Source organism: Caldicellulosiruptor hydrothermalis 108 (genome assembly GCF_000166355.1).
GTDB classification, from domain to species: Bacteria; Bacillota; Thermoanaerobacteria; order Caldicellulosiruptorales; family Caldicellulosiruptoraceae; genus Caldicellulosiruptor; species Caldicellulosiruptor hydrothermalis.
This window is the reverse complement of the sequence record NC_014652.1, coordinates 268035-294538: the sequence shown is the minus strand read 5'-3', so window position 1 is coordinate 294538 and position 26504 is coordinate 268035. Positions and strand designations below refer to the sequence as shown.

The following is a 26504-nucleotide window of genomic DNA, read 5'->3' as shown; positions in this document are numbered from 1 at the left end:
CTTCCAGTGATGTGAAAAGGCTTGTCATATTTGTAGTGTTTGACATCGAACTTGACATTTGCTATCTTGCTCATTTGTAATTTTGTCCCTCCTCTTTTCAGATTTCTTCAAAAGAGATTACCTCAATCTTGCTTTCAATTTTAACTTTCCCAGATAAGGATTCAGCCTCACCAAGCTGATTATCTGTAGGATCAAATCGCAGGAAATTTGGTTTCGGCTCAAAATCTTTCATAAAATCTGAGTTTGCAACCATCCTAAAACCATCTAAGTTGCCAAAATAGAAACTGCGAAGTTTTTCGTTCTCCCGTCTTGCCCCACCAAATGAAAGGTCTGCCGGAAGCCAACCATAAGGCTTGACGTAGAACAGTGCCCAGTCGTGTGGAGAAGCCATAAGGGGATTTATGTACCAGCCAGATTGCCATCGTGCAGGTATTCCAGCAATTCGGCACATAGTAATGAAAAGCAGAGCCTGAAAACCACAGTCTCCTTTCAAGTTTTCTGCAACATATTGTGATATGTTCTCGTAAGTTGCGTATGGTCGAACATAAGAATATTTAACATGGTTTGTAATCCAATCAAAGATTCTCTTCGCTTTTAAATAAGGATTGTTCTCACCAGCAACTACTTGGTTGGTTAAAAGTTTCAGGTATGGCGTGAACACCACATGAGGTGGCTGTTCACCAAGAAATTCGTCCAAATCATTTTCTTCAACCTTTTCTGGATCAACCTTGTTTATCCACTCATTTATAGTGTACTCGAACTCAACAAAGTATTCTTTTTCTTTGCCCTCAAAATAAATAGTTCTCTGTGAAACCTTGTTGTCTGCAAGAAAATAGTCTTTTTGGCTTGTTGAAACAAGTTTTACATCACAAACCTGAAGCTCTTCTTTTGGAAATGGAAGCCAAACACGAAAATGATCTGCATCGTCTTTGATAGCAACAGTCATCTTTGCACGTACTCGGTATCTTTTGGGAGGGTCTCCTTGTGTCAATTCTTCTAATCTCTTGTCAAGCAATTCTCTTGCTTTCTGTGCAACAGGATCTTTCTTGAGTCTTTCTCTGTATGATGGAAGAGCAAAAGCTATATTGTGAACAAAGCGTTCTTCGAATCTTCTTTTTCCTTCAATTACTATGTAATCAAGATACCCTTCTGACAAAAGGTGATAAAATTCCTCTCGAGAAAAAGAATCAATCAGCTCCATTGCTTTCTTTAAAGCAGTTTCTTCATAAAAAGGATAACTTTCGAGTATTCTGTTTATTCTATTCTTCTCGTACATTAGACGTTTTCTTTGTACCTCAGTGATTCTTTCATCAGCCAGCCACCTGTCTATTAATCTCAAAGCCAAGCAAAAATTGCCAAGCTTTTCTTCTCTCTCGATCTCCTCTGGTATCTTGCATACAAGAAAATCCATAATCTCATCTCCTCTTTCATATACTCTTCTTAATCTCTTGCAAGCTATCCATATTTCTAATAAAATTGTATACATTTAAATACAGAGTGCATAAAAGATGTAGAAAACATCCACAGGCAAGAAAACACCCCCGGCAGTCGAACGAAAAGGCTTCGTCCCCTACTTCAGAGGACACAAAACGAAAAGGCTACTGCCAAGGGCTACTTTTATTATAGCACTTTTTAAGTCTGTGAAAACCACTTTATATTTTTAAATTTAATGAAATCAAAAGTTTTTGGTTAACTGTCTTCAAAGAATATTAGAGAATTTTGATATGTGTTATAATCAAAATTGGAATCTGAAAGCTGCAAACAGCAACTGAAGGAGCGAGCTTTTAATGATATATATTGTCACTGCTTTCCATGCAGAAGCAAAGGCTCTGATAGAACATTTTGGCCTGAAAAAATTATATGAACCTTCAAAATTTCAGATTTTTTCTGGCAATGATATTCTTCTTATAGAAAGCAAGGAAGGAATTGTAAAGAGCAGTATTGCAACAACATTTGCCTTGACAAAGTTTGGAGCAGGTAGTAAAGATATAGCCCTGAACATTGGGATTTGCGGAGCTGTGGAAAATGCTTTTTCAAAAGGTGATGTTATTCTTTGCAACAAAATAATAAATCACCACTCAAAAAAGGCATTCTACCCAGATATTTTGATTCAGCATAGCATGAAAGAAGCATCACTCGAAAGTTTTATGCATCCTGTGAAAAAAGACAGCTTACCACTTGAAATTGAAGGGGATACAGTTGACATGGAAGGGGCAGGATTTTTCGAAGCAGCTTCTATCTTTTTGCCCCTGCACAATGTACACTGCATCAAGATTGTTTATGACTTTTTGGACTTTGAAAAGATAAATCTTGCTGAGATTGAAAATCTGATAAAACAAAGTATTCCTCATATAGAAAGTCTGATAAATTCCCTATTAAAATTAAATTTTGAATTTTGCAACAATACGCCTGAAATCGATAATATACCTCTACTTGTAAATAAACTAAAAAACAGTTTACATCTTACAACTTATATGACCAATGAGCTTGAAAGTTTGTTAAAAGACTATATAATAAGGCATAAAAAACTACCTGATTTTATCTTTGAATTTTTTGAAGTTCAAATAAACTCTAAAAAGGAGGGCAAAAACTACTTTGACAAGCTCAGAAAAATCCTTCTTAGCTAAGAATTTTTCTCATGTTTATGTCGAAAAAGCTGTTCTTTCTCATCCTGTTACAATAAAGATTTTAGAGAACCTGCGAAGATCTCAAATAGTTAAAATAGATAACTACAAAGAGGTTTTCTGCAGAGCAAGGCAAAATTACTCTCTTCAGGAAAAGAGCAAAAAACTAATACTTGCAAAAAAATGGGGAGAGTTTCTCTATCCCGGCCCCTCAATTTGCCACAATTTTGGATATAGTAACTTTTTTTATACAAGCAACATTTTGAACTGTATTTGCAGCTGTGAATATTGCTTTTTAAAAGGAATGTACTCCTCTGCAAATATAGTAGCATTTGTGAACATCGAAGACTACTTCAAAGAGATTGATGCTGTTTTGAAAAATAAGCCGCTGTATCTTTCTGTATCATACGAAACAGACCTTTTAGCACTTGAAAAAATTGTCCCATTTTCTTCTGCATGGATTGAATACGCAGCTTCAAAGCAAAATTTGACAATTGAAATCAGAACAAAAAGTACCAACTTCCAAGCTTTAGAAAACTTGAAACCTCAAGATAATGTAATTTTAGCATGGACACTGTCTCCTCAAGAAATTATAGAAAAGTTTGAACATGGCACACCTTCTTTATCTTCACGACTTTCTGCAATTAAAAAAGCTACAGAAAATGGCTGGAAAGTAAGGCTTTGTTTTGACCCAATTTTATATATTGAAGACTGGAAATCAATTTATGAAAAGTTCTTAAGACAGGTTTTCGGAGAGTTGAACCCTGATAAGATTGTAGATATTTCAGTTGGAGTGTTTAGAATTCCAAAAGACTATCTTAAGAGAATGAAAAAAGTATTTGCAAACGAAATTACCTCTTTTCCTTATGAAGAATCACAAAATATCTACACTTACCCGAAAGAGTTAAAAGAAGAAATGATAAATACAATACTTTTAATACTTGGCAATTTTGCTCCTTCTTCGAAAATTTTTGTGATATAATTATAGCAGGAGTTTAATGTAAAGGTATGAGGTGGAAATATGAAGAAGAAGAAGAAAATCCTTTTGGCTGCTATCTTGATTCTTTTGGTAGTTATTTTTTCAGTAGCTATAGTCATTACTTCTAAAGAATTTCACAAAACACCTGAAGGTGCTATTCGTTTTTATATTGTTCTTCACAAAGGTCCATGGGCACTGTCTAATGTGAAAATTATCCGCGGTAAATATATTGACAAATTTTATGGTCAGCAATACGTTGTCGAAGGCTTTACTGACCGAGTAACAGGTATGGAACTTCGATTTTTCTATTTAAAGAAAGACGAATCAGGTCTTTGGAAGATAACCTCTGTTGGCACAGGACCATAAACAAAGTGTTCTCTATCTCTGCCAGTATCATATTTTCAGCTATTTTAGCTTTAGTGTTTTTATTTTTCTTGTTTTTCTTTTACAATTTTTTTGTATTTTTTTGTCAACTAACTTTGCAACATTTAATTCAAATTTATCCATACTACCTGTACATCCTTGTTTGACTCTTTCTACAAGCTGGACATATTCAATTTCGTATTCCTCTAAAAGCTTCAGTCAAATAATATTAGGATGTTAGAATAGAATTGTCTTTGAGGTATAATAATTAAAATTAGGCGTTTGCAAAATAGGTGGTGATTGAAGGTAAAAGGCACCAATACTAACATGAAATACAATCAAGATACAAAAAGAAAAGAGAAGTGAAAATCAAATATTATCAATACCAACAAAAATAATCAGCAACAAACATATGACAAAAATTAACAACTTCAAAAAAGACAATAATATCCTAAGCCTTCTTAACTCCTTGTTTTAGAAGGTTAAGTAAAAACAAAACCAGAAATTTTTTGTAAGAAATAGATTTAAAAAATAGTAGTATTAAGCGATAAGTTTTTTGAGCTTGTTAAGTTTTTTGATAGTCAATTTAGAGCAATAGAGTTTGATATTGTGAGCGAGAATAAACAAGAGCGAGAAAGTAATGGCAGATAGCAAGAAATCAGAGAAAATAGAAATATGGTCATAAGTAGAGATAGTATCAGAGCCCATGTAGGATTTCAGGTGGTAAATAGTCTGCTCTACAGCGACACGTTTTTTGTAGAGGTCAAAAAACTCTTGTGAATTTCTGTTGATACCTGGGAAAGAGCGAAAGTTATCTGGGTATGTATAGAACATTCTACCCGATTTAGAGGTAGTACAAGGCTGAGGGCAAGAGCAGATGCGTTTGCCATCTTTGTATTGTGACATAGGGCAAGTCCATTTAAGGCGCAAAGAGCGATTTTTACCCTGACATTTGCCTTCGGGTTTAAAAGGTTTGTTGAACTTTTTGCAGATAGGGATACCATCTTCAGAAATAACGATATTGGGGTCTAAAGTAGGTGTAGTATTTTTAGAAGCTCTTGTATTTAGTGGAATGACGATTTTGGAGAAGTTAAATGTATTTTTTAAAGTGGAGTATATGTTGTGGGAATCCAAAGCACTGTCGGCGATGAAAGTGGAGAAATTTTTGGGGATGTAGGAGAATAAGGTTTCGAGCGAAGGAATTAAACCTTTAGAGTCGGAGATAGCTTTTGCTTCTTGTGGGTCAGAGGAAGGGGAATCATAGTTAAACAGAGGTACTAAAGCTAAAGGGATACCGATAGCGTTTGTAATGACAGCAAATTTTAAAGCCCAGCAGAAATGGCCATTTACAAACATAAGACGGATGTTAGAATTAGCGTTAGCAGTTTTAGGCAAAGAAGAATAAACGAGAGAGTAGACTTTTTCAGAGGGAAGTTCAGGGTTAGCTTTTGAGGTATTTTTCAGCAGTAGATGAATGAATTTAGGATTGTTTTCACGAACCTTTGGGACAATACCTGTTGTGTCGAAGATTAAGATTGAAGAATCTTGAGGGCATTGTTGGATGGAAATATTATGTGCATGGATAGAGATATTTTGAAAAAGTTTATGGATTTCACTTGCAAATATTTTTCTAAAGCGAGAAAGAGTAGAGATAGAAGGGACATTGCCATGAAGATTACAAAATGAGCGAAGTTCGAATGAGTTGAGTAAGACAGCACGAAGCTGAGTTAAAGTATTGAGTTTGAGCAATTTTTGGACGAGGAAGCAACAAAGCATAGATTCTAAAGAGAAGTATCTATGCTTACCGAAATATTTGTAGTAGGCATTGTAGAAAGAAGAAGGTATATAATGTGACAAGTCAATGAATTTATTGAACAAGCCCAAGAGGCTTTCAGGCTTGTAGAGAGCCGAAGCCTTTAGGTGGGAGAATAGGTCTATGAAAGAAAGTTGTTTAGGTTTGGTGTTGAACATTTTGGAACCCTCCTCATAGTAGAAAATTTGTTTTATATAATCATATTTTACTACAATTATGAGGAGGGTGACCAGTCTTTTTTGATTCTATGTAAAGCTTGATAACGCTCATCTTGAGCGTTTTTGCAAAAGGCTAATAATAATTAAAATCACAAGGAGGTTTATTTTATGTGCGATACTATTGTTGCCTTGAAAAATTCAACGCTGAATAACTGTGTATTATTTGGCAAAAACAGTGACAGAGAGAAAAATGAGCCTCATATAGTTATAAGAGTCCCCAGAAAGGAACATAAAAAAGGAGAAAAGGTCAAATGTACATATATTGAAGTGGAGCAGGCAGAAGTTACATATGATTGTTTTTTATTTAAGCCATCTTGGATATGGGGCGCTGAAATGGGAGTTAATGAATTCGGAGTTGTTATTGGAAATGAAGCAGTGTTTACAAATCAAAGACAAGGTCCACCAGCACTTCTTGGGATGGATATTCTGCGACTTGCACTTGAGCGAAGCAAGACAGCAAAAGAAGCAGTTGACAATATTATTTACTTTATTGAAAGATATGGACAAGGTGGAAAATGCGGATATACAAAGAATCTAAAATACCACAACTCATTTTTAATTGCTGACTTTGAAAATGCATGGGTATTAGAAACAGCAGGTGTCTATTGGGCTTTGCAAAAAGTTAAAGATGTAAGAAGCATTTCAAATGCGTTGAGCATAAGAAACGATTATGATATGAAAAGCAAGATGATAAAACGAGAAATCATTGATTTTAAAAAAGAGTTTGAAAACCCACTTATAACTAAATTTGCATGTGGTAATTTTAGACAGCAGCTTACCCAAAAAATGCTGGAAGAAAAAAAGGGAAAGTTAACTATAGAAGATTTCAAAAGCATATTGCGATACCATTATAATTTAAATAGCAAAAATTTCTTGTATGGATCTATGAAAAACATTTGCATGCATTCAAAAAGCATTATCTCAAGTGAAACAACTGGAAGCTTTATTGTTGAATTAATTGACCGAAAAATAAACATCTTCGCAACTGGAAGCTCACTCCCATGTCTTTCTATATATAAGCCTCTATGGTTTGTTGAAAACAGAGATATTTTCTTTACCGAAGAGAAAACTGATCTTGCAATTGGGTATTGGAAAGCCCAGAGAAAAATTATAGAGAATGTTGAAAAAGGAAAAGTGGATAGAGATACTTATTTAAAAAACAGAGATGAACGTGAAAAAGAACTTTTTAAACTTGCAAGAAATGTAAAAAATGACCTTGAAAAAGAAAACATAATAAAAATGGCTTGGCAATTTGAGTAATGTCTGCCTTCTTTCCTCAATACAATAAAGCTAACTATACCTGTTAAATTGGAATTGAAATCTATCTATCTAACCACCCTCAAGCCCAATTATTGCTGCGCCCAGAGCACCAACAACTTGCGGATCAAAAGGAATCAAAAGCCTGCTACCAAGCCTTCTTTCAAGCTCTAAAACAACACCTTTATTTTTTGCAACCCCGCCTGTCATTACAAAATCCTTTTCACCTTTTACTCTATTTATTAACGAAATAGCTTTTATTGCTACAACCTTGTTAATAGCTCTTACTATATCCTCTCTTTTCTTACCTTGCGCAATGAGGCTTATCACTTCTGATTCGGCAAATACAGTGCACATACTCGAAATTGTCAAATCCTCTGTGAAATTTGAACACCTCGAAAAATCTTCAAGCTCCAACTCCAAAACTCTTGCCATGTATTCAATAAATCTACCAGTGCCTGCCGAATATTTATCGTTCATAACAAAATCCAATACATTGCCATCTTCATCTATTTTTATCACTTTGCTATCCTGCCCACCAATGTCTATGATAGTTCTTGCACTCGGAAAAAGGGCATGGGCACCTTTTGCATGGCAAGTTATCTCTGTAACCTGCATGTTTGAAAATGGAATACTTAGCGTGCTTCTTTATTTCTCTATACTCTTCTTCTGTAAACCGCTCTTTTTTTTATAAAGAATTACAAAATATTTATGTTTGGCCAAAATGGTTAAAAGAAGTAATAATAAATACAGTGCTTGGCAATTTTGCTCTTTCTTCGAAAACTTTTGTGATATAATTATATCAGAAGTTTAATCTTTATAAAATTCAAAAAAGGTGAGGGCAATGGAGGCCAAAGTACCTAAAATATACACTTATGCAGACTATCTTCAGCTGCCTCAAGACGCAAAAGTAGAGCTAATTGATGGTGTTATTTATAATATGAGCCCTGCACCGTCAAGGATACATCAAGAGATAATTTTTGAGTTGATATTAGTTATTGGAAATTATATCAAGCAAAACAATAAACCATGTAAAATATACACAGCCCCATTTGATGTTGTCTTTGTAGAGGAAGGGCAGGATGAAAGCAAAGCAACAAACGTTGTCCAGCCTGATATATCAATCATATGCGATAAGAAAAAGCTGACCGATAGAGGTTGTATTGGAGCTCCTGAGATGATAATTGAAGTTGTATCACAAAATAATCCTGCACATGATTATATTCGAAAACTTAATCTTTACACTCAATTTGGAGTCAAAGAATATTGGATTGTCAATCCAGATGAGCAAAACATTTTTGTGTATGTATATCGTCCAGAGACAGGATATTCATATCCCAAAGTCTACACTTTTAATGACAAGGTAAAGGTCTCTCTTTTTGAAGACCTTATAATAGACTTTGCTCAAATCAAAGAGATGTTATAAAATGCCTGCCAAGACCAAAAAGAAAGGGAATAATGAAGGCAGGATATACAGAACGAAGTTAAATCATCTGTTTGAGCAAGCAAATATAAAGGGTAACCACTCCTGATGTGGAGTAGTTACCCTAAATTTTTTCAGTTTATTTCAGTAGCTGTAGGGTAGCAGTAAAAAATTAATTTGTAACAATACTCCAAGTATCAAAACCCTCAAAAATAAATGGCGCGCCCAAGAGGATTCGAACCCCTGACCTACGGATTAGAAGTCCGTTGCTCTATCCAGCTGAGCTATGGGCGCGCATTTAAATGGTGCGCCATTAGGGACTCGAACCCCAGACCCGCTGATTAAGAGTCAGCTGCTCTACCAACTGAGCTAATGGCGCACCTGTTATTCTTCTTTATTAAATTAAATGGAGCTGGCGATGGGACTCGAACCCGCAACCTGCCGATTACAAGTCGGCTGCTCTACCGATTGAGCTACGCCAGCACCATTTTTACTCTTAGTGGTGGAGGGGGTTGGATTCGAACCAACGAAGCCTGCGGCAACAGATTTACAGTCTGCCCCCTTTGACCACTTGGGTACCCCTCCATGTCTTACTTTCTTCTTTTTTTACTGAGAGCCGACGTTTTTGTATTTTAACATAAGCTCTACATTTCTGTCAATACCCTTTTAAACAAACCCTTTTTATGGTCGGGGTGAGAGGACTTGAACCTCCGGCCCCATGGTCCCAAACCACGTGCTCTACCAAGCTGAGCTACACCCCGCCATCAGCATTTATATGATAACATCATTTTTGATTTTCGTCAAGAGGTCAAATACAGTAAATTTTTAACTTCTTTGTCCTCTGCTATGCATGATATAATTAATAATGTCTACAATGTAAATCAAAATAATAGCATTTGGAGGAATGAAAAATGCAGCATATCTTTAGCAAGGTGAGAAAGGCTGTAGAAGATTTTGAGATGATAGAAGAGGGGGACAAGATTGCGGTTGGCGTGTCTGCCGGAAAAGATAGCCTTACCATGCTCTACACTTTGAGCTTTATGAGAAGATTTTACCCCAAAAAGTTTGATGTTGTTGCTATCACAATCGACATGGGATTTGAAGGAATGGATTTTTTGCCAATCAAAGAATTTTGTGATAAAATAGATGTTGAATTTCATCTTGTGCCATCGCAAATAAAACAGATTGTGTTTGACATTAGAAAAGAAGAAAACCCTTGCTCGCTTTGTGCAAACCTTCGCCGTGGAATACTTAACTCCACAGCAAAAAGTCTTGGTTGCAACAAGGTTGCGCTCGGACATCACTTAGATGATGTGGTTGAAACATTTTTCCTGAGCCTATTTTTTGAAGGAAGAATCTACTGTTTTTCCCCAAAGACATACCTTGATAGGACTCAAATTACAACTATAAGACCTATGATTTACTTAAAAGAACATGACTTGAGATCTGCCGCAAAAAGGCTCGAACTTCCCGTAATCACAAATCCATGCCCTGCAAATGGAAAAACTAACAGGCAAAGAATGAAAGAGTTTGTGAAAAGCTTAAAACAGTTTCATCCCGCAACCAAGGATTTGGTCTTCAATGCTATAAAGAGAAATATATGGGGGTTAAAAGATTAAACTTTTGCGATTTTTCATGACAAAAGACTGGAGGCAAGTGTGAAGATGAAAAAGTTTTTAAGCTTTATCTCTTTTGCGACAATTTTGTCCTTCATCCTATCAGCATTTGCAAAGCCGTACACAGAAATCTTGAGATTTAAAACAACACAGCAGATTGCTCCTCGCACGTACTATGAAAAGTATGAACTTTTGACAGATGAGGGATTTGTGGATATAAACTGCATAAAGCTTGACCTTATAGATAGTGGATTTGACTTTGACGTGCTGAGAGCCGGCGTTGCAAACACAGGCGATTTTGTTTATAACATGGTTTACAATCAAATCGACAAAAACCCTGTTGCTGCAATAAACGCAAACTTCTTTTACACAAACACCAAAACAAACTACAATAAAATCTGGCCAATTGGAATTTCTGTGTCAGGTGGCAAGATTCTGTCTTCGCCAAATAACAAGCAAAATACCTTCCCGGCCTTTGTGTACACAAACTCGAATGAAATTCTTTTTGACTATATAAATGGTCTTTCATACAAGCTTGTAAACGTAGATTCTGGCTATGAATTCAAGATTGCACACATAAACAAGTTCACAGGCGATTTGACATACCCTATTTTGTTCACAGGCGACTATGTTCAAAAAACCATTGGAGACAAGTACAAGGGAATTGTAGAGCTCATCATAAAAGATGGCATCATCAAAGATATCAGAGAAGAAACTCCAGCTGTTGTCTTGGATAAAGATGAATATCTTTTGGCGGCAACAGGAAACTATGCAAAAAACCTAAAAACAAACTTCAAAGTGGGCGACAAGGTGGAGATCAAGATAGACCTCTCTGTTCCCCTTGAGAAAATAAAAGCTGCGGCATCTGGTAATACCTTTTTGTTAAAAGATGGCAAAATACTAACTTTTACACATGAGATTGCAGGAAGGCATCCACGATCTGCAATTGGCATTGACAAAATTGGTCGATACCTCTATCTTGTTGCAGTTGATGGCCGAAATGGAAAGAGCATTGGCCTTTCACAGGGTGAGCTTGCAAATTTTTTGCAGTCAATTGGCGTGTGGACAGCCATAAACCTTGATGGTGGGTATTCTACACAGCTTATTGCAAAGGACAATGATGGAAACCTCAAAGCCTTTTACAACACAGGTGAGACCAGAAAAGTCTTTGATTCAATAGCAGCTTTTTATAAATACAGAGATGATAAAATTTCCACATTTTATATAGACTGTCCTGACAAGGTCTTTGCAGGCGAAGAGTATCCTATAAAGGTTTTTGCAAAGGACAGGTTCTACAACACAATCACATATGATGCTGTATATTTGAAGGTATACCAGGATGCTTATGAGATAGACATAAAAGATGGCATCTTCACGCCTTACAAAGACGGTGTTGTTACAATATCTTGTGTTTACGAAGATGTGTACCAGAAAGCTTTTGCACAAAAAAAGATTTCGGTGTACAAGCCAGAGATTTTGACCACAAGCAAAAAGCAGCTCAAACTTATGCCCGGTGAATCTTTAGCGCTGAGGTTTTATATAAAAGATAAGGTTGGCCACTTTAAAGAGATAGACCCAAGAAAAGTTCAAGCCGAAGAAAATCCAGCTTTTGAGTTCAAAGATGGAATTTTCATAGCAAAATCTAACTTTCGAGGTTTTGTAACATTTACTTACAAAGATTTAAAATGCAGTATACCAGTTGGGATAGGTGAGACTTTACAGCTTCTACGGTCGTTTGATTATCTTGCCTTGAGCTGGCCAAAAGGTGTTTCGATGTTTCTTTCATCCAAGAACAAGACACAGGGAAAATATTCAAACAAGATATACTTCAGCGTCTCATCAACAAAAGGCAAAAGTTTCAAGCTTGATTTTAAAACTCCTGTTGACCTTACAAATATAAGTAAAATTTCATTTGACATTTGCGCAAATAATGTCAAAGTCTACCTTGGATTCAAAATGCTAAGTGGCACGCAAAAAGAGGTTGAGATTACGCAGCTTAAAAGCGACAATTTCAAAAGCTATTCCTTGAATGTAGAGAGTTACAAAACCTTAGATTATATTCTTCTTATTCCTCAAAAGACACAAGGCTATATTTGGATTGACAATCTCACAGGCGATGTTGTGAATCTACCTCCTGTTGAAAATATAAACCAGTATGTTGCAAAGTTTGATGAGAAGCTTGCAAAGACATCTGTTATCTTTCTGACAAAGGGTTTTGAAAGCCTACCAAGTGAGATCAAGAAAAAAGTAGAATCAAACCTTGGCAGCTATTTGAAATGCTACAGTCTTGAAAAGGACAATCCACCATACGAAAAGAATGAAAAGTTCAATATAGTATTTTTAAGAACAAAAAGTGGTTCGATTTTGGATTTTTCATACTATCAATGGATGAGGATTAAAAATCTATCAGCTGAGAAAAAACCTCTGATTGTTGTTTTGGACATCCCCTTTGAAAGCCTCAGGCAAGATGAAAAAGATGTACTCATAAGACTTTTAAAATCAAGAAAAGCACCTTCAATGATTATCTGCACCACAAGTGATTACACCCGTGTAGAAAGATACGATACTCTTTACATCGGATATGCATCATCAAATAACCTGCTTGCAAAATCAAGTGCAAAAAGTATAAACCTTGCATGTGATGTTGAGAAAGGCTACATTTACCTTGCAAGAGGACATTAAAACACAAAAAGGTCCAGACAAAGCGTTTGGACCTTTTTGTTTTAAAGGATTATGCAAATAAGTCCTCCACTTCCTTCGTTTATAATCCTTTGCAAAGTCTCTCTGAGCTTTTCTTGGCTGTCTTCAGGCACTCTGTGAAGCTTATTTTGAAGTCCTTCTTTTACAAGTTCATGAAGTGATTTTCCAAATATGTTTGACTCCCAAATCTTTTTTGGGTCGTCTTCAAACTCTTTCATCAAAAAGTTCACAAGTTCTTCGCTCTGTTTCTCTGTTCCAACAATTGGTGACACCTCTGTCTCAACTTCCACTCTTATGATGTGCAAAGATGGTGCAGAGGCCTTGAGTCTTACACCAAAGCTGTTTCCTTTCTTTACTATTTCAGGTGTTTCAAGCTTGAGCTCATCCAAAGCAGGTGCAACAATACCGTATCCTTTCTCTTTTGCGCTATTTAGAGCATCTTTTAGCTTATCATACTCTTTCTTTATTTGTGAAAGCTCGCAAAGAAGTCTTACAAGATGATGCTCGCCTTTTATTTCAAACCCGGTTGACTCTTCAATGATCTTGAACAAAAGCCCTTCTTTGAAGTAAATTGAAAGCTCGCTCTTCCCATCTCCCAAATTTATTCCTACAACCTCACACCTGTCAATCTGGGGATGTTGTTTTAAAACTTCAAGCTGGTCTGTTATATCTCTGATTTTGTCAAGCTTTTCTGCATATTCTTTTATCTTTTCGTAAATCTCTTTTTTGAGCCACGACTCATCTTCCAGCTCGTCAAACCATCTTGGCAAGTTAATCTTTACTTCAACAATAGGAAACTCAAACAGCACTGTCTCTAAAATCCTCTTTACATCCTCAATCTGCATCTGAAGACAATTGACAATCAAAACTGGCATCTTGTACTTCTCTTCAAGCTCTTTTTTGAGCTCTTGTGTATCGGGTGAGTATGGTTTTGCGGTGTTGAGAACAATCACAAACGGCTTGTTAAGTAGCTTTAGCTCTTCAATCACTCTTTCTTCTGCCTTTATGTAGTTTTCTCGCGGTATCTCAGTGATTGTGCCATCTGTTGTGATGACTATCCCAATTGTTGAGTGGTCCTGGATGACCTTTTTAGTGCCAATCTCTGCTGCCTCTTCAAACGGGATTGGCTTTTCGAACCACGGTGTTGTGACCATGCGCGGATGGTTTTCTTCCAAATGTCCCATTGCACCTTCAACTAAGTACCCGACACAGTCAACAAGCCGTACCTTCAGCCTTGCACCGCTTGATAGCAAAACTTCAACAGCTTCATTGGGAACAAATTTGGGCTCTGTTGTCATTATAGTTTTGCCCTGCGCGCTTTGCGGAAGCTCATCCTTTGTTCTCTCTTTTTTATACTCATCTTCAATGTTGGGAATCACAAAAAGGTCCATAAATCTTTTTATGAAGGTGGACTTTCCTGTTCTGACAGGTCCAACCACACCAATGTAAATGTCACCGTTTGTCCTTTTTGCTATTTCTCTGTAGATATCAGCATCCATCAAAACATCTTTCCCCCTATGCAATTTCAAATGGACTTGTCAGTAAAAATATATTTTTGTTGCGGGGGAAATATTACAAGATTTAACCTTTACTCTGTTTTCTGCCTTGAAATGATATTTGACTGTATCATCAGCACTAAGAATATCAAAATATATCCAACGCTCAAAACAGTAGGAATAACCTCATTCTGAGTTTTTAACCCTTCTTTAAGAATTTCTTCAACCAAGTCTTTTAAAACTTCAGACGAAACAATCACCAAAATTAATGTTGTGGCAATGAAAAAGAGTCTTATATTTATTCTGTTAGAAAGCTTAAACACAAAGTAGCCCAAAAGTACAGCTGCAAATATCCCCAGACCAATCCCGTAGAATAAAGTTAAGGATTTATCCTTGGAAAATGAAGCCAACGAAAATATTACCAGTTCTGTTCCTTCTCGTAAAACATTTACAAGAGATAGGAGAAAAATACCATATGAATATTTTTGGAAATTAATAACCTTTTCATAAGTCTGCTGTTTTAAATCCCTTTTCTGATATTTGATAGCTAAAGCTAAAAACCATGTAATTAGAATCACCAGTAAAGCTTTTAATGCTATCTCAACTCCCTCAAAGGACTCTTCCAAGCTCTCATAAAAGGCAAATACAATAATACTAAGCAATGCACTCAAAACAATCCCTAATACCAGCCCAATATTCAAACTCTTTAGTAAATCCTTTTGGTTAAGCTTTTGAATAACCCCAATCATCACAGCAACTACAAGAATTATCTCAAAAACCTCTCTAAAAGCAATTACAAATCCCTGAACCATAACGAAACTCCTTTCTTTGTTTTTTGAAATTGATTTTCATTTTCAATTATAAAGCAATGTAATGATATTGTCAAGTATTTCTATATGAATACTTGGTTCTAATTTGTTATTTTACTATCTATCTGCGGACCTTTCATAAATTTGATTGCTTATGAAGAAATATTACCTTATACCCCTAATATGTATATTGACCTTTGTTCTATTAGAAGCTATAATATATTTAGCAAACAAAATAAAAGGAGTGATGGATATGCCATTTTACGATTTGAGGTGCAAAGATTGTGGTGAGGAGTTCAATGTTAGAGCATCCATTAAAGAGAGGGAAAACAAAGAGATTGAATGTCCAAGCTGTCACAGCCGTGAGCTTGAAGCAGTTTTTAAAAGCGTGAATATCATCTCATCCTCGAAGTCTTCTGATAGTGGCTATTCTTGTACAAGTGGATGCTGTGGAGGTTCCTGTGGATTTTAAGACAGGGGTAATCTTGAGTAAAACTTTTCAAGGTTGCCCTTTTGTTTTTTATTTTTTGTGTGGTATAATTTAAAATATAGAAAACTTTAAACTTTCTTTAATTTTCAAAATGCATGAAAGAGAAGCTCTTTTTAATCTTTTAAAGGATGCCGAAAAGATTGCAAAAGTCCTGCAAATTAGACCATTTTCGTTATACCTTTTAGGCGGGTCTGCATGTATTTTAGGTGAATATTTAGACAGAGCCACCCGCGATTTTGATATTTTAGATTTGAACTATCCTTCTCAGATTGGGAAAGTATTGCGATTTCTAGGAGATTTTGACCTTCTTGAATATGAAAGCACTCCAATAGCACCATCGTTTAAAAAAAGAGCAATAAAGCTTGAGGGTTTTGAATACATAAGAGTTTATGTTCTTTCAAAAGAAGACATTGTGGTCAGTAAAATTATTAGGCTTGATGAAAAAGATATCGAAGATATAGATAAATTAATGCCCTCATGCAACAAAGAATTAATTAACAAAATAATTGAGGAAATCTTAAACAGAAAAGACTTTTTTGAAACAAAGAAGAAAAGGTTTTTAGAAAAACTTGAAATTTTTAGGGTGAAATATGATGTATAGGATATTCTGCGAAAGCTATTATAATTATATCAAGAATTTTGAAAACAAAGGCGCAAAGGATGAATATAGGTATAAAATTGCGAAGGTGTTTGAATTAATTGTAGACCCTCAAAAATTTTATAAAGAGAAAAGCAAAAACTCTGAAACTTATCAAAACCTTTGCGACCTTCTTTGCTATATGAAAGAAAATATCCATAGATACCCAAAATTCAAAGCTTTTTTGTGGACCTTAGAATCTCGTCAAATTGAACCAGATTACTGCGGCAAAACCCCTCAAAATATACTTGAAGATCAGGCAAAGATTGCAAATATGTTTTTAAACCTTATGTACTGGGAATAAGCTCCCATTTTTCAAATTTAAAAAAGGACCTCATCGGCAAACGCCGAATCAGTCCTTTTTACTTCTGCTTTTCCTTTACCATTTTCACATATGTTGAGGCTGAAAGCCCGGCAATCTGACCCTCACCGACAGCTTTTGCAACCTGATAAGGCCTTCCCACTACATCGCCTGCTGCAAAAAGCCCTTCAATAGATGTTTGCATCTTGCTGTCAACTTTTATGTGTCCGTCTTCTGTAAACTCAAGCCCATAAATTAGCTGGTCAGCCGGCATTGTCTTTCTTATTATAAATATTCCATCAACATTCAATGTCCTGTCTTCAAGCTCTAACGCATTTACAAAGTCTTCCCCATACACACTTTTTGGGCGTGACAAAATAACCTCAACATTGTCTTTGAAATGAAACTCATTCTTTTTATAAAGTGGAATATAGTACAGTTTTTTTGCAAGCTCAGACAAGTACTCAGCCTCTTCTTCAGCATCAATAGCCTCTCCAATAACCGCGATGGTTCTTCCCTTGTACAGCATCCCATCGCAAACAGCACAGTAAGAAATTCCTCGACCTACAAATTCACCCTCATTTTCCAACAAAGTCTTCTTTGGTGTGCCAATTGCTAAAATGACAGAGTACGCCTCAAAAAACTCGTTGTTTGCATTTATCGTGAAAATGTCACCTGATTTGTAGAAGTTTATAACCTTCTTGTGCACAACCTCAATACCCATCTTTTTGGCATGGTCATAAAACGCCTGCAAAAGCTCTTTCCCTGTTACACCATGAAACCCAAGATAGTTGTTCACTTCAGGTGCCCTGTAGATACTTGAGTCTTCTTCTTTTGTTGCAAACACAACAACACTTCTGTTTGTCTGAGCAAGATTTATGGCAGCAGACAAGCCCGCCGGTCCTGCTCCAATCACCGCACAATCATAAATCATCCTTAACTTCACCCCTATATTATTATACCCATACAGGGTATATTTTAAAACTATCATTTCAAACTTTCAAGAAGTTTTCAATGTCTAACACAAAAATCACCGCTCCGCCCTGTTCAATCTTCTGCTTGCTTACAAAAAACAGGCTCTGCAAAGCAGGTGGCAAAGTAGATTTTGAAACCTCTTTCCTTTCTGACACGTTCTTTTTTATGAGCTCAATCACCTCATCAAGCCTATCATCTTCAGCACCTATCATGAATGTAACAGTGCCCCTATTCAAAAAACCGCCTGTTGAATAGATAATTGTTGCAGGAACACCATTTTCAATAAGTGCAAGGTTCAGTTTATTTCTATCCACTTCTGACACAATGGCCAAAACTAATTTCATTTTTTAAATTCACCCTTTTTAAAAATCAATTATGATATTATTTTACCACAATTTTCTTAAGTTGATTTAAATTTTATGCCAAATCTTTGTTGTTAGCAAATGCAATTTTGGTGGTATAATAAATAAGTTAGAAGATTTTAAATCCATTTTGACAAGGAGATGTCGCAAAAAATGCTTGAAATTATTGATCTTCACGTTGAGGTTGGTTCAAAAGAGATCTTAAAAGGTGTTTCGCTCACAATCCCGGATGGAGAGACGCACATTCTGTTTGGTCCAAACGGAAGCGGAAAGACAACACTCATGATGAGCATAATGGGTCTTCCAAAATACAAAATAACGTCCGGCAAGATAATTTTCAATGGTATTGACATCACATACATGCCAACACATGAGAGAGCAAAGCTTGGGATTGGAATGATGTTCCAAAAACCACCGGCAATAAGAGGTGTTGAGCTTCAAAAACTTTCTGAGATAATAAAGTCTATAAGGCAGACAGATGCTGACATCCAAGAGTATGCAAAAATTTTGAATTTAGAGGAGCACCTATCAAGGGAAGTAAACTATGGATTTTCTGGTGGTGAGATAAAAAGGTCTGAACTTTTGCAGCTTTTGTGTCAAAAACCAAGCCTTGTACTTTTGGATGAGCCAGAGTCAGGTGTTGACCTTGACAACATAACCCTTTTGGGAAATGTGATTAAAAAGCTTTTAAAAGGCGAAAAGATAAAGAAGCGACACACCTCCGGCTTGATTGTCACACACACAGGGTATATTTTGGAGTATGTCAATGCAGACAAAGGGCACATTCTGATGGATGGAAAGCTTGTATGCTCAGGTTCTGCAGAAGACCTCTTTGAAGAGATAAGGCAAAACGGGTTTGGGAGGTGTGAAAATTGTCTTCAAGACACTATATAGATGAAAAGATTTTGGAGCTTGCAAAGTCAGCTTTAAATAAAAAGGCAGCTTATGGGCAAGATATTGACCTTTCCCAGTTTGAAGAGGCAGAGGAAAAAGACCAGATTTCAGAGCTCTCTAAACTTCCAGAAGAGATTCAAAAGACAATCCTAAATGCTGGAATAGAGGTATCTGAAGAAAGCCGGTCGGGAAGTTTTTTGCAGCTTGACCACTCTGTTGTATACAGACGGCTTCAGCAAAGGTACCAGGGCCAGCTTGAGATTTTGGACATAAATGAAGCTTTGGAAAAGTATCCAGAGGTTCGCGAAAAGTATTTCTGGAAAGCGGTAAAGCCTGACAGGGATAAATACACTGCATTTTCGGCAACACACCCTGCCCACGGGTATTTTATAAGAGTGTTCAAAGGGCAGAAGGTTGAAAAGCCAATACAGGCGTGCCTGCTTTTGCAGGAAAATGCAAGGATACAAAACGTGCACAATATTGTCATCTTAGAAGAAGGTGCAGAGGTTCAGATTATAAACGGATGCGCAACAGCACCAAAGGTAAAGGAAGGACTGCACATTGGAATTTCTGAGTTTTACCTTGAAAAGGGAAGCAGGCTCACATTTACAATGGTTCACAATTGGGCAGAAGATTTTTATGTCAGACCCCGTGGAGTGACGGTTGTTGAGGATGATGCTGTGTTTGTTTCAAACTATGTGCTTTTAAAACCTGTGAAATCCATACAGTCGTTTCCCATTGCAGTCTTGAAAGGTAAAAACTCGGTTGCATCCTTCAACTCGCTCTTGTATGGGTTAAAAGACTCTGAGATTGACATGGGATCACATATAATACTGGAAGGTGAAAATTCAAGCGGCCAGGCAATATCAAGGGCAATTGTAAAAGACAGTGCAAAGATATACTCGCGCGGAATTTTAGAGGCTCGGCAGAACCGCTCAAAAGCGCACCTTGACTGCCGCGGAATACTTTTATCAAGCAACGGAATGATGTATGCTGTGCCAGAACTATTATCAGATGGCGCACCGCAAAGCCATCTTTCACATGAGGCTGCAATCGGTCCTATTGCCGAAGAAGAAGTAGAATACCTGATGAGCAGAGGACTTTCAAAAGACGAGGCAATATCTCTTATAACCCAAGGGTTTATGGATGTAAAAATACTTGGGCTTCCCAAACAGCTTGAAAATTACATTCAAGAGCTTATTTTGCAGACGCAGGAGGAGAATATGTAAAAAACAAAAGAGGCAAGGCTTCTTAAATTGGGAGTCTCCCAGTTTGCTGCCTTGCCTCTATTATTTTTGGCTCTTATTTGTTAGATGTTCTTATTAACTATAATCTCTGCCTTCTTTTTTAGATTAACTTTCAGGCGCGCAAGATAGTCTTCAACCTCTTTTAAAGTTACATCAGGGTTCTTATCCTTGTATTGTTTCTCTTTTTTTTGCAGGTACTTTTGAATTGAAAGCATTTTCTGATATTCTCTTATGAGCCCCTTTTTATACTCATCTTCAGATATTCCATGTTTTCTGAGAAAAGAATTCACCAACTCTGCTGCTTTTTTAGTATTATTTGCTTCATCTGTCGCTATTTTGCCAGAAATAATGTCTTGTAGTGCCTTTTGAGTTTTATTGTAGTAAGCCTTTGCCTCATCAACAGAAACTTCACAGCCTTCTTTCTTTGCTTCATCGTACAAAACAAGCCTTTCTATCATCTCGTCTAATATCTCCTGCTTAGTCTTTTTGCGCAAGCTTCCTTCAAGCTTTTTTGCCACATCATCTCCATACTTATTTTTTAGCTCTTCAAAGGATGCTTTTGCATTTTCATATCTTAGCTCTTCAAGACCATATGCCATATCCAAATCCTTTTTGTAAATCTTGTGACCATTTACAACTGCCGCAACATCCTTTGGTAACTCTTTTTTGGACGCCAAAGACCACCCTGCTGCAACAATGCCAATCAAAACTGCCAGGCTACATATCCCTATTAAAATTTTACTCCTTTTCATTGTTACCCGCCTCCAACTTTTTATTCATACCTTAGCGCCTCAATAGGATTTAAACGCGCCGCCTTTTCAGCTGGAAGCATCCCAAAAATAACGCCTGTCAAAACTGAAATCCCAAAAGCTACAAAAGCCCACTTTAGCGAATACACAGGCTCAACTCCAGGAATCTTTGAAATCCCCACTGCAATTACAAAAAATCCAAGCAATATACCAATTATACCACCAACACCTGTTATAACCATCGACTCTATGAGAAACTGTACTCTGATATCGCTTCTCTTTGCCCCAATTGCTTTTCGAATCCCAATTTCCCTTGTTCTTTCTGTGACAGACACAAGCATGATGTTCATTATACCAATGCCACCAACCACAAGAGAGATTGTAGCAATACCGCCAAGTATTATCATCAAAAGATATGTTATTTGATTGAGTGTTGACATAAGCTCAGACATATCATAAACTGAATAGCGGTCTTCCTTTTTTACAATCTTGCTCACATACTCTTTTATTCTCTTTTTAACTTCACTGTTCTTATCAGCAGAAACTGTTCGCACCAAAAAATTTTTTACAAGCGCATGCTCGCCTGTGGACATGCTATTTAAGGCAAATAGAGGCACTATGACGCTGTCGTCGACCGTGTTGTCCCTTCCGCCCTGTTTTTCTTTCAAAACTCCAACCACCTTGAAAACCTGACCATTTACGTTTATCTCACTGCCCACAGGATTTTGATTATCAAATAGCTTTTTTTGTACCCTTGAACCTACCACTGCCACCTTTTGCCTAAAATCACTGTCTACAGGACTTATAAACCTTCCTTTTGAAAGTGCAAGGTTTTCTATCATCATGTACTCGGCTGTTGCACCAATAACCTGGCACTCCTCTTTTTTACCTCTGAAAAGTGCTTCGGCAGGATACTGGACAAATGGGCTTACACCTAAAATAACATCGTTATTTTTTCTTGCAAACTCTAAAAATTCATCAACCGAAACATCTTCGCTCTTTGAAGCTGGATTTATAAAAACATACACAAGGTTTGTACCAAGCTTTTCTATCTCTTTTGTAATACCAGCTGTGGTGCCCTCAGCAAGCCCCACAGCTGCAACCACCGCTCCAACTCCTATGACAACACCAAGAAGCGTCAGAAATGACCTTAGCCTGTTGAGAAAAATGCTCTGGATTGCCATCTTGCAAGAAAGCAAAAATTTCTCCATCGTACAACATCTTCTCCTTTTAATAGAAAAGACTTCGACCCTGTTTTTCACTATCAAATTTCGGTAGCACCACTTCTTCGCCTTCTCTGAGCCCTTCTAAGATTTCAACGTACTTATCGGTGGTCATCCTAAGTTTGACCTGTCTTTTTTCTGCATCTTTGTAATAGGAGCTGTCAAGTCCGTATTCGTCTATTTTCTGACTGGTTTTTTGTTCTTTGTTTTTCTTAGAAGTTTTAGCCTTTTGTTGTGTATAAACATACACATAATATTTTCCATCTTCTTTGTGAACTGCTTCAACCGGCACAACCAGTGCAGCTTCCTTGGACTTTAAGATAATCTCTGCCTCTGCATGCATCCCAATCTTTATACTATTGTTATTTTCAAACTCTATCTTAACAACAAACTTTGAGATGCTGCTGGTATCTACCTGAGCCTTTTCAGAAATTTCCGTAACATACCCTTCTATGGGCTTATCTTTTGTGCTTCCCACTGCATCAAGTTTTATGTTAACCTTCTGTCCTGGCTTTATCTTCAAAATGTCAATCTCTTCTACCTGAGCACTTATCATAAGGTGTTTCGGGTCATACACTGAACATATTATCTGCCCAGCAGTCACCACATCGCCATCCTGCAAATTCAAATCAGCTATTTTGCCATCAATCGGTGATAAAATTTTATAGTTTTTCAAATCATCTTCGGCTGCTTCTATCTGGGATTTTATATCTTCTATCTTCAAATCAAGCTGTTTTATCTGCACCTCAATATCATCTGACCAAAACCTCAAAAGCAAATCACCTGTTTTTACCTTCTGTCCATTTTCAACAAAAACCTTTTCTATTCTGCCAGAAACAGGACTTACAATACTCTTTTTTGAAAATACTTCTAAAATGCCTTCGCTAAGCGATGTCACTTTTTCACCGCTTGAAAGCAGAAAGCTTACACTTGCCCTCATACCTTCAGCCAAGCTACCGTTTTTGTTTGAAACTACCACCTTTGCATCAAACACCATAACACCATCCTGATTTTTGTACATCCTGCTGCCGATGCTTTCCACAACACCGTCGACCTTGTCCATAAGGTCAGATACCACAACCTCTGCCTTCTGCCCCTGTTTTACCTTTCCATAGCACCAGGCAGGAAGCTGGGTGCTTAGCTTCATCTTTGAGTCATCAACAATAGTCATTATCTGCATTCCTTGGCTGACAAGTAAGCCTTCTTCTACAGCAAGGTTTTGTACAAACCCGTCTTGGGGAGATTTTAAAGTAAAGTTTTGAAGCTGTCTTTGAAAACTTTCCCTTTGAAGTTCAAGATCAAGAAGCTGTCTTTTCAAAGACTCTATCTTATAAGCTGCCTGACTGTCATCTATCTTGGCAATTAAATCTCCTTTTTTGACATACTGCCCGTTTTTGACAAAAACTTTTTCTAAAGTGCCATTTGCCTTTGATATGACATTCCTTGTGCTGCTGCTTTGCACAGTGCCAGATACCAAAAGGGTTTGCTTTAAAGAAATCTTTTGTACCTTTGCAGTCTTAGGCTTAGATGAAATGTTCTTTTTGCTTCCAGATGGCATTGTTAAAACAAATGTTAAAATAAAGCCCACTGAGATAAGTAAAACTATAATTACTGCTTTTTGCCAGTTTTTTAGACCTTTTGCAGCATCTTGCATGTGAGAATACTCTCCTTTTCTATCTACCACCAAACTTCATAAAGTTTTGCGTAAACATTGAAACAATTGGCATTATGAGGGTAATTATAGTATACACAGCTGTAATAATTGCACTTTTTGCTTTGTTAAGTTCACAAACAGCAAACACTCCAACACCAATCAGTACATACCGCCAGATAGAAAACACGTGCAGGTATGTCCTTATAAAATATTTAAAATCCATTTGAATATCTAACATATTTAAATTTATAGCTCTGGCATATATTACATAGAAAATGTAATAAGGAATCATCACAAGATTTGCAACAGCTACAATTGCAAGTGCCTTTTTGTAGTCAATCTCACCGCCTGCAAGCCTTATAATTATGAGTAAAATAAATGCAGTAATAAAAAATGAAATAATATCTTTCACAAATGTTGTTCCTGCCAAAAATACAGGTGACATTGTAACTTTTAAGCTTTTTAGTGTTGTTTCTTGCAACTTAGGGTCTTCAACCGTTTTTTTCACATGCTCTAATAAAACTTCCTCAGGTATTTTGGGCATAAACAGGATAGCAAGTGCTGCTATCAATGGTATCAAAAATATTAAAATTAGGAAATCTGGTTTTTCTTTTATCTTCCGAAATACTTTGGTTGGTGATATGACAAGATTTAAAAGATTTGAAGGTTTTAAATATTCCATCTTTCAAAACTCCTCCTCAAGATTTTGTTGATACACAATAAAAACCATACACATACGAACCAATTCTATCTCTGAGCAATCATAAACTTGCTGTAAATATTATACTTTAAGTTTTTGTTTGTTGCAAGAAATTTTTGTAATATAGCCTCTACTTAGGAATTATTTCGGATTTAGACTTGCCTTATTTGCCCCTACCATTGATTTTATTTATGGTCCTGTTCCAACTGAAGTTACCTCCCATAAACCATTTTCGTCTTTACTTAGATAAAAAAACATTATTTCCATTCCTGTTTTTCTATCCCTATACCCTTCAACTATGTATTGCCGATAATCGTATGTTTGATTGCATGAGTTTCCTTTTATGATAGTCACTTTACTTGCAGCCCAAGGACCATTTCTCACCAACACGTAAAATTTTATGGCTTTTTCTGGAGTCGAATGATATTCTCTAAATAGTTTTATTCCAAAAACAACTACCACTGTCACACTAAGTAAGATTATTAAGAAAAATAACCAAACTTTCTTCTTCACAAACAATCCCTCCTTTTTCTACTAATTATTTTCTTTTGGCATTTTAATTATATCAATTATATATTTCCAATTTCAATATAATTATTTCAGCTTTTTCTTTTTATCAATTTTAGTAGCACAGAATTTCTGCCTAATATTTCTATTTACCAAACATATTTTCGGTGATATAATATATATACAAACTCATGTTCTATAGGTGAGAAAAAGTGGGCAGGGTTATTTTGCACTGTGACCTTAATAACTTTTATGCGTCGGTTGAATGTCTCTATCATCCTGAGCTGAGAAACAAGCCTGTTGCTGTTTGTGGTGAAAGTGAGCTTCGGCATGGGATAGTTCTTGCCAAAAACCAGATTGCAAAATCATATGGTATTCAAACAGGTGAAGTTATATGGCAAGCACTTAAAAAATGCCCAAACCTTGTTATCTTGAAACCCAATTTTCCCCTTTATATACGTTTTTCAGAACTTGTACAGCAGATATATTCTGAGTATACCGATTTGATAGAACCATTTGGGATTGATGAGTGTTGGCTTGATGTAACTCAATCTACGGGTATTTTAGGAAGTGGCAGAAAAATTGCTTATGAAATCAAAGAAAGGATAAAAAGAGAGTTAGGACTTACAGTCTCAATTGGAGTATCCTTTAACAAGGTGTTTGCAAAGCTTGGGAGCGACTACAAAAAACCTGATGCTGTCACAGTTATCACAAAAGAAAACTTCAAACAAATCGTCTGGCCGCTGCCTGCAAAAGACCTTTTGTATGTTGGTAGCGCAACAGAAAAGAAGCTCAGTTCAAGAGCAATTTACACGATAGGTGATATAGCCAAAAGCTCTCCTGAATATCTTAAAAGAATCCTCGGCAAATGGGGTGAGGTACTCTGGATATTTGCAAACGGATTTGATACAACACCAGTTACTCCTCCACTTTTTGAAGATAACATCAAAGGAATTGGCAACAGTATAACGCTACCGAGGGATTTGACTTCATATGAAGATGCGGAATACGTTATTCGAATGCTATCAGAGTCTGTTGCGCAGAGGCTTCGTCAGCAGTATTTAAAATGTTTTACCATTCAAGTTTGGATAAGAGATAGCTTTCTTTTTTCAATCACAAGGCAGGAAAAACTCCAAACACCCACTTTTTTGGCAAGAGAGATAGCTCAAAAAGCTTTTGAGATATTCAAAAAAAATTGGAGCTTTAAAAATAGCATAAGATCACTTGGCGTAAGAGCTTTAGATCTTGTCTGTGCAAACTCATTTTATCAGCTTGAGTTTGACAGTTTGAAAAAATTCAAGTTAGAACAGCTTGAGAAAACAATTGATAGAATAAGAAAAAGATTTGGGCACACATCGGTGCTGCCCGCAGTGCTTTTAACAAAGCCAGATTTGCCTTGCGAGATTGCCTTGCACAATAAAATCCACCCTGTTGCATTTTTTAAATAAAATTTTGTTTTTCAAAAGA

At 36.5% G+C, this 26504-nt stretch carries 24 protein-coding genes, 5 tRNA genes and 1 pseudogene; 13 read left to right on the top strand and 17 right to left on the bottom strand.

The genetic code is table 11. From position 1 onward, the window contains the following. Positions 1-97: 97 nt before the first annotated feature. On the bottom strand, positions 98-1411 hold the full coding sequence (locus tag CALHY_RS01220; RefSeq protein ID WP_013402203.1) for a transglutaminase-like domain-containing protein: 1314 nt from the start codon (positions 1409-1411) through the stop codon (positions 98-100). A 376-nt stretch (positions 1412-1787) separates the two neighbouring features. Between CALHY_RS01220 and CALHY_RS01215 the strand changes: the two genes are divergently transcribed. The 3 genes from CALHY_RS01215 to CALHY_RS01205 are packed head-to-tail and all read left to right on the top strand — an operon-like array spanning position 1788 to position 3969. Further along, positions 1788-2627, top strand: coding sequence for a 5'-methylthioadenosine/S-adenosylhomocysteine nucleosidase family protein (locus CALHY_RS01215; protein WP_013402202.1), 840 nt, complete (start codon positions 1788-1790; stop codon positions 2625-2627). Further along, entirely contained in the window at positions 2596-3606 is a 1011-nt protein-coding gene (locus tag CALHY_RS01210) for an SPL family radical SAM protein (RefSeq protein WP_013402201.1), read from the top strand. Before CALHY_RS01215 ends, CALHY_RS01210 begins: the two co-directional genes overlap by 32 nt. A 39-nt stretch (positions 3607-3645) precedes the next feature. Beyond that, complete coding sequence (locus CALHY_RS01205; RefSeq protein ID WP_013402200.1) at positions 3646-3969, top strand: hypothetical protein; 324 nt, start codon at positions 3646-3648, stop codon at positions 3967-3969. Positions 3970-4506: 537 nt separating this feature from the next. On the opposite strand, the gene CALHY_RS01200 is transcribed toward CALHY_RS01205, so the two are convergent. Then, complete coding sequence (locus tag CALHY_RS01200) at positions 4507-5937, bottom strand: ISNCY-like element ISCahy1 family transposase (protein ID WP_013402198.1); 1431 nt, start codon at positions 5935-5937, stop codon at positions 4507-4509. 168 nt (positions 5938-6105) lie between these two features. On the opposite strand from CALHY_RS01200, the gene CALHY_RS01195 reads away from it, so the two are divergent. Then, on the top strand, positions 6106-7257 hold the full coding sequence (locus CALHY_RS01195) for a C69 family dipeptidase (RefSeq protein ID WP_013402197.1): 1152 nt from the start codon (positions 6106-6108) through the stop codon (positions 7255-7257). A 69-nt stretch (positions 7258-7326) separates the two neighbouring features. Here the strand turns inward: CALHY_RS01195 and CALHY_RS01190 are convergent. Then, a pseudogene (locus CALHY_RS01190) lies at positions 7327-7893 on the bottom strand (acyl-CoA dehydratase activase); the annotation flags it as partial. Between the two features lie 205 nt (positions 7894-8098). Between CALHY_RS01190 and CALHY_RS01185 the strand changes: the two are divergent. Then, complete coding sequence (locus CALHY_RS01185) at positions 8099-8680, top strand: Uma2 family endonuclease (protein WP_013402196.1); 582 nt, start codon at positions 8099-8101, stop codon at positions 8678-8680. A gap of 214 nt (positions 8681-8894) precedes the next feature. Here the strand turns inward: CALHY_RS01185 and CALHY_RS01180 are convergent. The 5 genes from CALHY_RS01180 to CALHY_RS01160 all read right to left on the bottom strand — a co-directional run bounded on the left by CALHY_RS01180 (position 8895) and on the right by CALHY_RS01160 (position 9438). Continuing rightward, positions 8895-8971 (bottom strand) — tRNA-Arg (locus CALHY_RS01180). Between the two features lie 9 nt (positions 8972-8980). After that, positions 8981-9056: transfer RNA gene (locus tag CALHY_RS01175), tRNA-Lys, on the bottom strand. A gap of 28 nt (positions 9057-9084) precedes the next feature. Then, positions 9085-9160: transfer RNA gene (locus CALHY_RS01170), tRNA-Thr, on the bottom strand. A 17-nt stretch (positions 9161-9177) separates the two neighbouring features. Then, positions 9178-9262: transfer RNA gene (locus CALHY_RS01165), tRNA-Tyr, on the bottom strand. A gap of 99 nt (positions 9263-9361) precedes the next feature. Then, positions 9362-9438, bottom strand: a tRNA-Pro gene (locus tag CALHY_RS01160). A gap of 150 nt (positions 9439-9588) precedes the next feature. On the opposite strand from CALHY_RS01160, the gene CALHY_RS01155 reads away from it, so the two are divergent. After that, positions 9589-10296, top strand: a complete 708-nt coding sequence (locus CALHY_RS01155; protein WP_013402195.1) for a tRNA 2-thiocytidine(32) synthetase TtcA — start codon at positions 9589-9591, stop codon at positions 10294-10296. Positions 10297-10341: 45 nt separating this feature from the next. Then, positions 10342-12975 (top strand): phosphodiester glycosidase family protein, encoded by a 2634-nt coding sequence (locus CALHY_RS01150; protein ID WP_013402194.1) that lies wholly within the window; start codon positions 10342-10344, stop codon positions 12973-12975. Between the two features lie 41 nt (positions 12976-13016). Here the strand turns inward: CALHY_RS01150 and spoIVA are convergent, their stop codons facing one another. Beyond that, positions 13017-14492 carry a stage IV sporulation protein A gene (gene spoIVA, locus CALHY_RS01145; RefSeq protein WP_013402193.1) on the bottom strand — a complete coding sequence of 492 codons (1476 nt, stop codon included), beginning with the start codon at positions 14490-14492 and terminating at the stop codon, positions 13017-13019. A gap of 89 nt (positions 14493-14581) precedes the next feature. Then, complete coding sequence (locus tag CALHY_RS01140; protein WP_013402192.1) at positions 14582-15301, bottom strand: FTR1 family protein; 720 nt, start codon at positions 15299-15301, stop codon at positions 14582-14584. A 250-nt stretch (positions 15302-15551) separates the two neighbouring features. Between CALHY_RS01140 and CALHY_RS01135 the strand changes: the two genes are divergently transcribed. The 3 genes from CALHY_RS01135 (at position 15552) to CALHY_RS01125 (ending at position 16729) form a co-directional block, all read left to right on the top strand. Then, complete coding sequence (locus CALHY_RS01135) at positions 15552-15770, top strand: FmdB family zinc ribbon protein (RefSeq protein WP_013402191.1); 219 nt, start codon at positions 15552-15554, stop codon at positions 15768-15770. A 109-nt stretch (positions 15771-15879) separates the two neighbouring features. Next, positions 15880-16389 carry a DUF6036 family nucleotidyltransferase gene (locus tag CALHY_RS01130; RefSeq protein WP_013402190.1) on the top strand — a complete coding sequence of 170 codons (510 nt, stop codon included), beginning with the start codon at positions 15880-15882 and terminating at the stop codon, positions 16387-16389. Then, on the top strand, positions 16382-16729 hold the full coding sequence (locus CALHY_RS01125) for a hypothetical protein (RefSeq protein WP_174299044.1): 348 nt from the start codon (positions 16382-16384) through the stop codon (positions 16727-16729). Before CALHY_RS01130 ends, CALHY_RS01125 begins: the two co-directional genes overlap by 8 nt. A gap of 58 nt (positions 16730-16787) precedes the next feature. Here CALHY_RS01125 and CALHY_RS01120 read toward each other — a convergent pair whose 3' ends face one another. Further along, the gene (locus CALHY_RS01120; RefSeq protein WP_013402188.1) at positions 16788-17717 is read right to left on the bottom strand and encodes an NAD(P)/FAD-dependent oxidoreductase; all 930 of its coding nucleotides are present in this window, start codon (positions 17715-17717) and stop codon (positions 16788-16790) included. Position 17718: 1 nt separating this feature from the next. After that, positions 17719-18045, bottom strand: coding sequence for a cyclic-di-AMP receptor (locus CALHY_RS01115; RefSeq protein WP_013402187.1), 327 nt, complete (start codon positions 18043-18045; stop codon positions 17719-17721). A 171-nt stretch (positions 18046-18216) separates the two neighbouring features. Here CALHY_RS01115 and CALHY_RS01110 point away from each other — a divergent pair, with 171 nt between their 5' ends. Together CALHY_RS01110 and CALHY_RS01105 are read left to right on the top strand one after the other, a co-directional pair. Then, positions 18217-18957, top strand: coding sequence for an ABC transporter ATP-binding protein (locus tag CALHY_RS01110; protein ID WP_013402186.1), 741 nt, complete (start codon positions 18217-18219; stop codon positions 18955-18957). Continuing rightward, complete coding sequence (locus tag CALHY_RS01105; RefSeq protein WP_013402185.1) at positions 18936-20186, top strand: SufB/SufD family protein; 1251 nt, start codon at positions 18936-18938, stop codon at positions 20184-20186. The genes CALHY_RS01110 and CALHY_RS01105 overlap by 22 nt, the downstream gene beginning before the upstream one ends. Positions 20187-20266: 80 nt before the next feature. Here the strand turns inward: CALHY_RS01105 and CALHY_RS01100 are convergent, their stop codons facing one another. The 5 genes from CALHY_RS01100 to CALHY_RS01080 all read right to left on the bottom strand — a co-directional run bounded on the left by CALHY_RS01100 (position 20267) and on the right by CALHY_RS01080 (position 25043). Continuing rightward, the gene (locus CALHY_RS01100) at positions 20267-20956 is read right to left on the bottom strand and encodes a SurA N-terminal domain-containing protein (RefSeq protein ID WP_013402184.1); all 690 of its coding nucleotides are present in this window, start codon (positions 20954-20956) and stop codon (positions 20267-20269) included. Positions 20957-20976: 20 nt separating this feature from the next. Beyond that, positions 20977-22164 (bottom strand): ABC transporter permease, encoded by a 1188-nt coding sequence (locus CALHY_RS01095; RefSeq protein WP_013402183.1) that lies wholly within the window; start codon positions 22162-22164, stop codon positions 20977-20979. 19 nt (positions 22165-22183) lie between these two features. Then, positions 22184-23830, bottom strand: coding sequence for an efflux RND transporter periplasmic adaptor subunit (locus tag CALHY_RS01090; protein ID WP_013402182.1), 1647 nt, complete (start codon positions 23828-23830; stop codon positions 22184-22186). A gap of 19 nt (positions 23831-23849) precedes the next feature. After that, entirely contained in the window at positions 23850-24512 is a 663-nt protein-coding gene (locus CALHY_RS01085) for a Yip1 family protein (protein WP_013402181.1), read from the bottom strand. Positions 24513-24719: 207 nt separating this feature from the next. Next, complete coding sequence (locus CALHY_RS01080) at positions 24720-25043, bottom strand: hypothetical protein (RefSeq protein WP_013402180.1); 324 nt, start codon at positions 25041-25043, stop codon at positions 24720-24722. Positions 25044-25249: 206 nt separating this feature from the next. On the opposite strand from CALHY_RS01080, the gene dinB reads away from it, so the two are divergent. Next, positions 25250-26485, top strand: coding sequence for a DNA polymerase IV (dinB, locus tag CALHY_RS01075; protein WP_013402179.1), 1236 nt, complete (start codon positions 25250-25252; stop codon positions 26483-26485). Positions 26486-26504: the final 19 nt, after the last annotated feature.

What these genes read in the sequence shown, in the direction of transcription:
- CALHY_RS01220 (WP_013402203.1), bottom strand. Translation starts at nt 1,411, where the DNA reads ATGGATTTTCTTGTATGCAAGATACCAGAGGAGATCGAGAGAGAAGAA.
- CALHY_RS01215 (WP_013402202.1), top strand. Translation starts at nt 1,788, where the DNA reads ATGATATATATTGTCACTGCTTTCCATGCAGAAGCAAAGGCTCTGATA.
- CALHY_RS01205 (WP_013402200.1), top strand. Translation starts at nt 3,646, where the DNA reads ATGAAGAAGAAGAAGAAAATCCTTTTGGCTGCTATCTTGATTCTTTTG.
- CALHY_RS01200 (WP_013402198.1), bottom strand. Translation starts at nt 5,937, where the DNA reads ATGTTCAACACCAAACCTAAACAACTTTCTTTCATAGACCTATTCTCC.
- CALHY_RS01195 (WP_013402197.1), top strand. Translation starts at nt 6,106, where the DNA reads ATGTGCGATACTATTGTTGCCTTGAAAAATTCAACGCTGAATAACTGT.
- CALHY_RS01185 (WP_013402196.1), top strand. Translation starts at nt 8,099, where the DNA reads ATGGAGGCCAAAGTACCTAAAATATACACTTATGCAGACTATCTTCAG.
- CALHY_RS01155 (WP_013402195.1), top strand. Translation starts at nt 9,589, where the DNA reads ATGCAGCATATCTTTAGCAAGGTGAGAAAGGCTGTAGAAGATTTTGAG.
- CALHY_RS01150 (WP_013402194.1), top strand. Translation starts at nt 10,342, where the DNA reads ATGAAAAAGTTTTTAAGCTTTATCTCTTTTGCGACAATTTTGTCCTTC.
- spoIVA (WP_013402193.1), bottom strand. Translation starts at nt 14,492, where the DNA reads ATGGATGCTGATATCTACAGAGAAATAGCAAAAAGGACAAACGGTGAC.
- CALHY_RS01140 (WP_013402192.1), bottom strand. Translation starts at nt 15,301, where the DNA reads ATGGTTCAGGGATTTGTAATTGCTTTTAGAGAGGTTTTTGAGATAATT.
- CALHY_RS01135 (WP_013402191.1), top strand. Translation starts at nt 15,552, where the DNA reads ATGCCATTTTACGATTTGAGGTGCAAAGATTGTGGTGAGGAGTTCAAT.
- CALHY_RS01130 (WP_013402190.1), top strand. Translation starts at nt 15,880, where the DNA reads ATGCATGAAAGAGAAGCTCTTTTTAATCTTTTAAAGGATGCCGAAAAG.
- CALHY_RS01125 (WP_174299044.1), top strand. Translation starts at nt 16,382, where the DNA reads ATGTATAGGATATTCTGCGAAAGCTATTATAATTATATCAAGAATTTT.
- CALHY_RS01120 (WP_013402188.1), bottom strand. Translation starts at nt 17,717, where the DNA reads ATGATAGTTTTAAAATATACCCTGTATGGGTATAATAATATAGGGGTG.
- CALHY_RS01115 (WP_013402187.1), bottom strand. Translation starts at nt 18,045, where the DNA reads ATGAAATTAGTTTTGGCCATTGTGTCAGAAGTGGATAGAAATAAACTG.
- CALHY_RS01110 (WP_013402186.1), top strand. Translation starts at nt 18,217, where the DNA reads ATGCTTGAAATTATTGATCTTCACGTTGAGGTTGGTTCAAAAGAGATC.
- CALHY_RS01100 (WP_013402184.1), bottom strand. Translation starts at nt 20,956, where the DNA reads ATGAAAAGGAGTAAAATTTTAATAGGGATATGTAGCCTGGCAGTTTTG.
- CALHY_RS01095 (WP_013402183.1), bottom strand. Translation starts at nt 22,164, where the DNA reads ATGGAGAAATTTTTGCTTTCTTGCAAGATGGCAATCCAGAGCATTTTT.
- CALHY_RS01090 (WP_013402182.1), bottom strand. Translation starts at nt 23,830, where the DNA reads ATGCAAGATGCTGCAAAAGGTCTAAAAAACTGGCAAAAAGCAGTAATT.
- CALHY_RS01085 (WP_013402181.1), bottom strand. Translation starts at nt 24,512, where the DNA reads ATGGAATATTTAAAACCTTCAAATCTTTTAAATCTTGTCATATCACCA.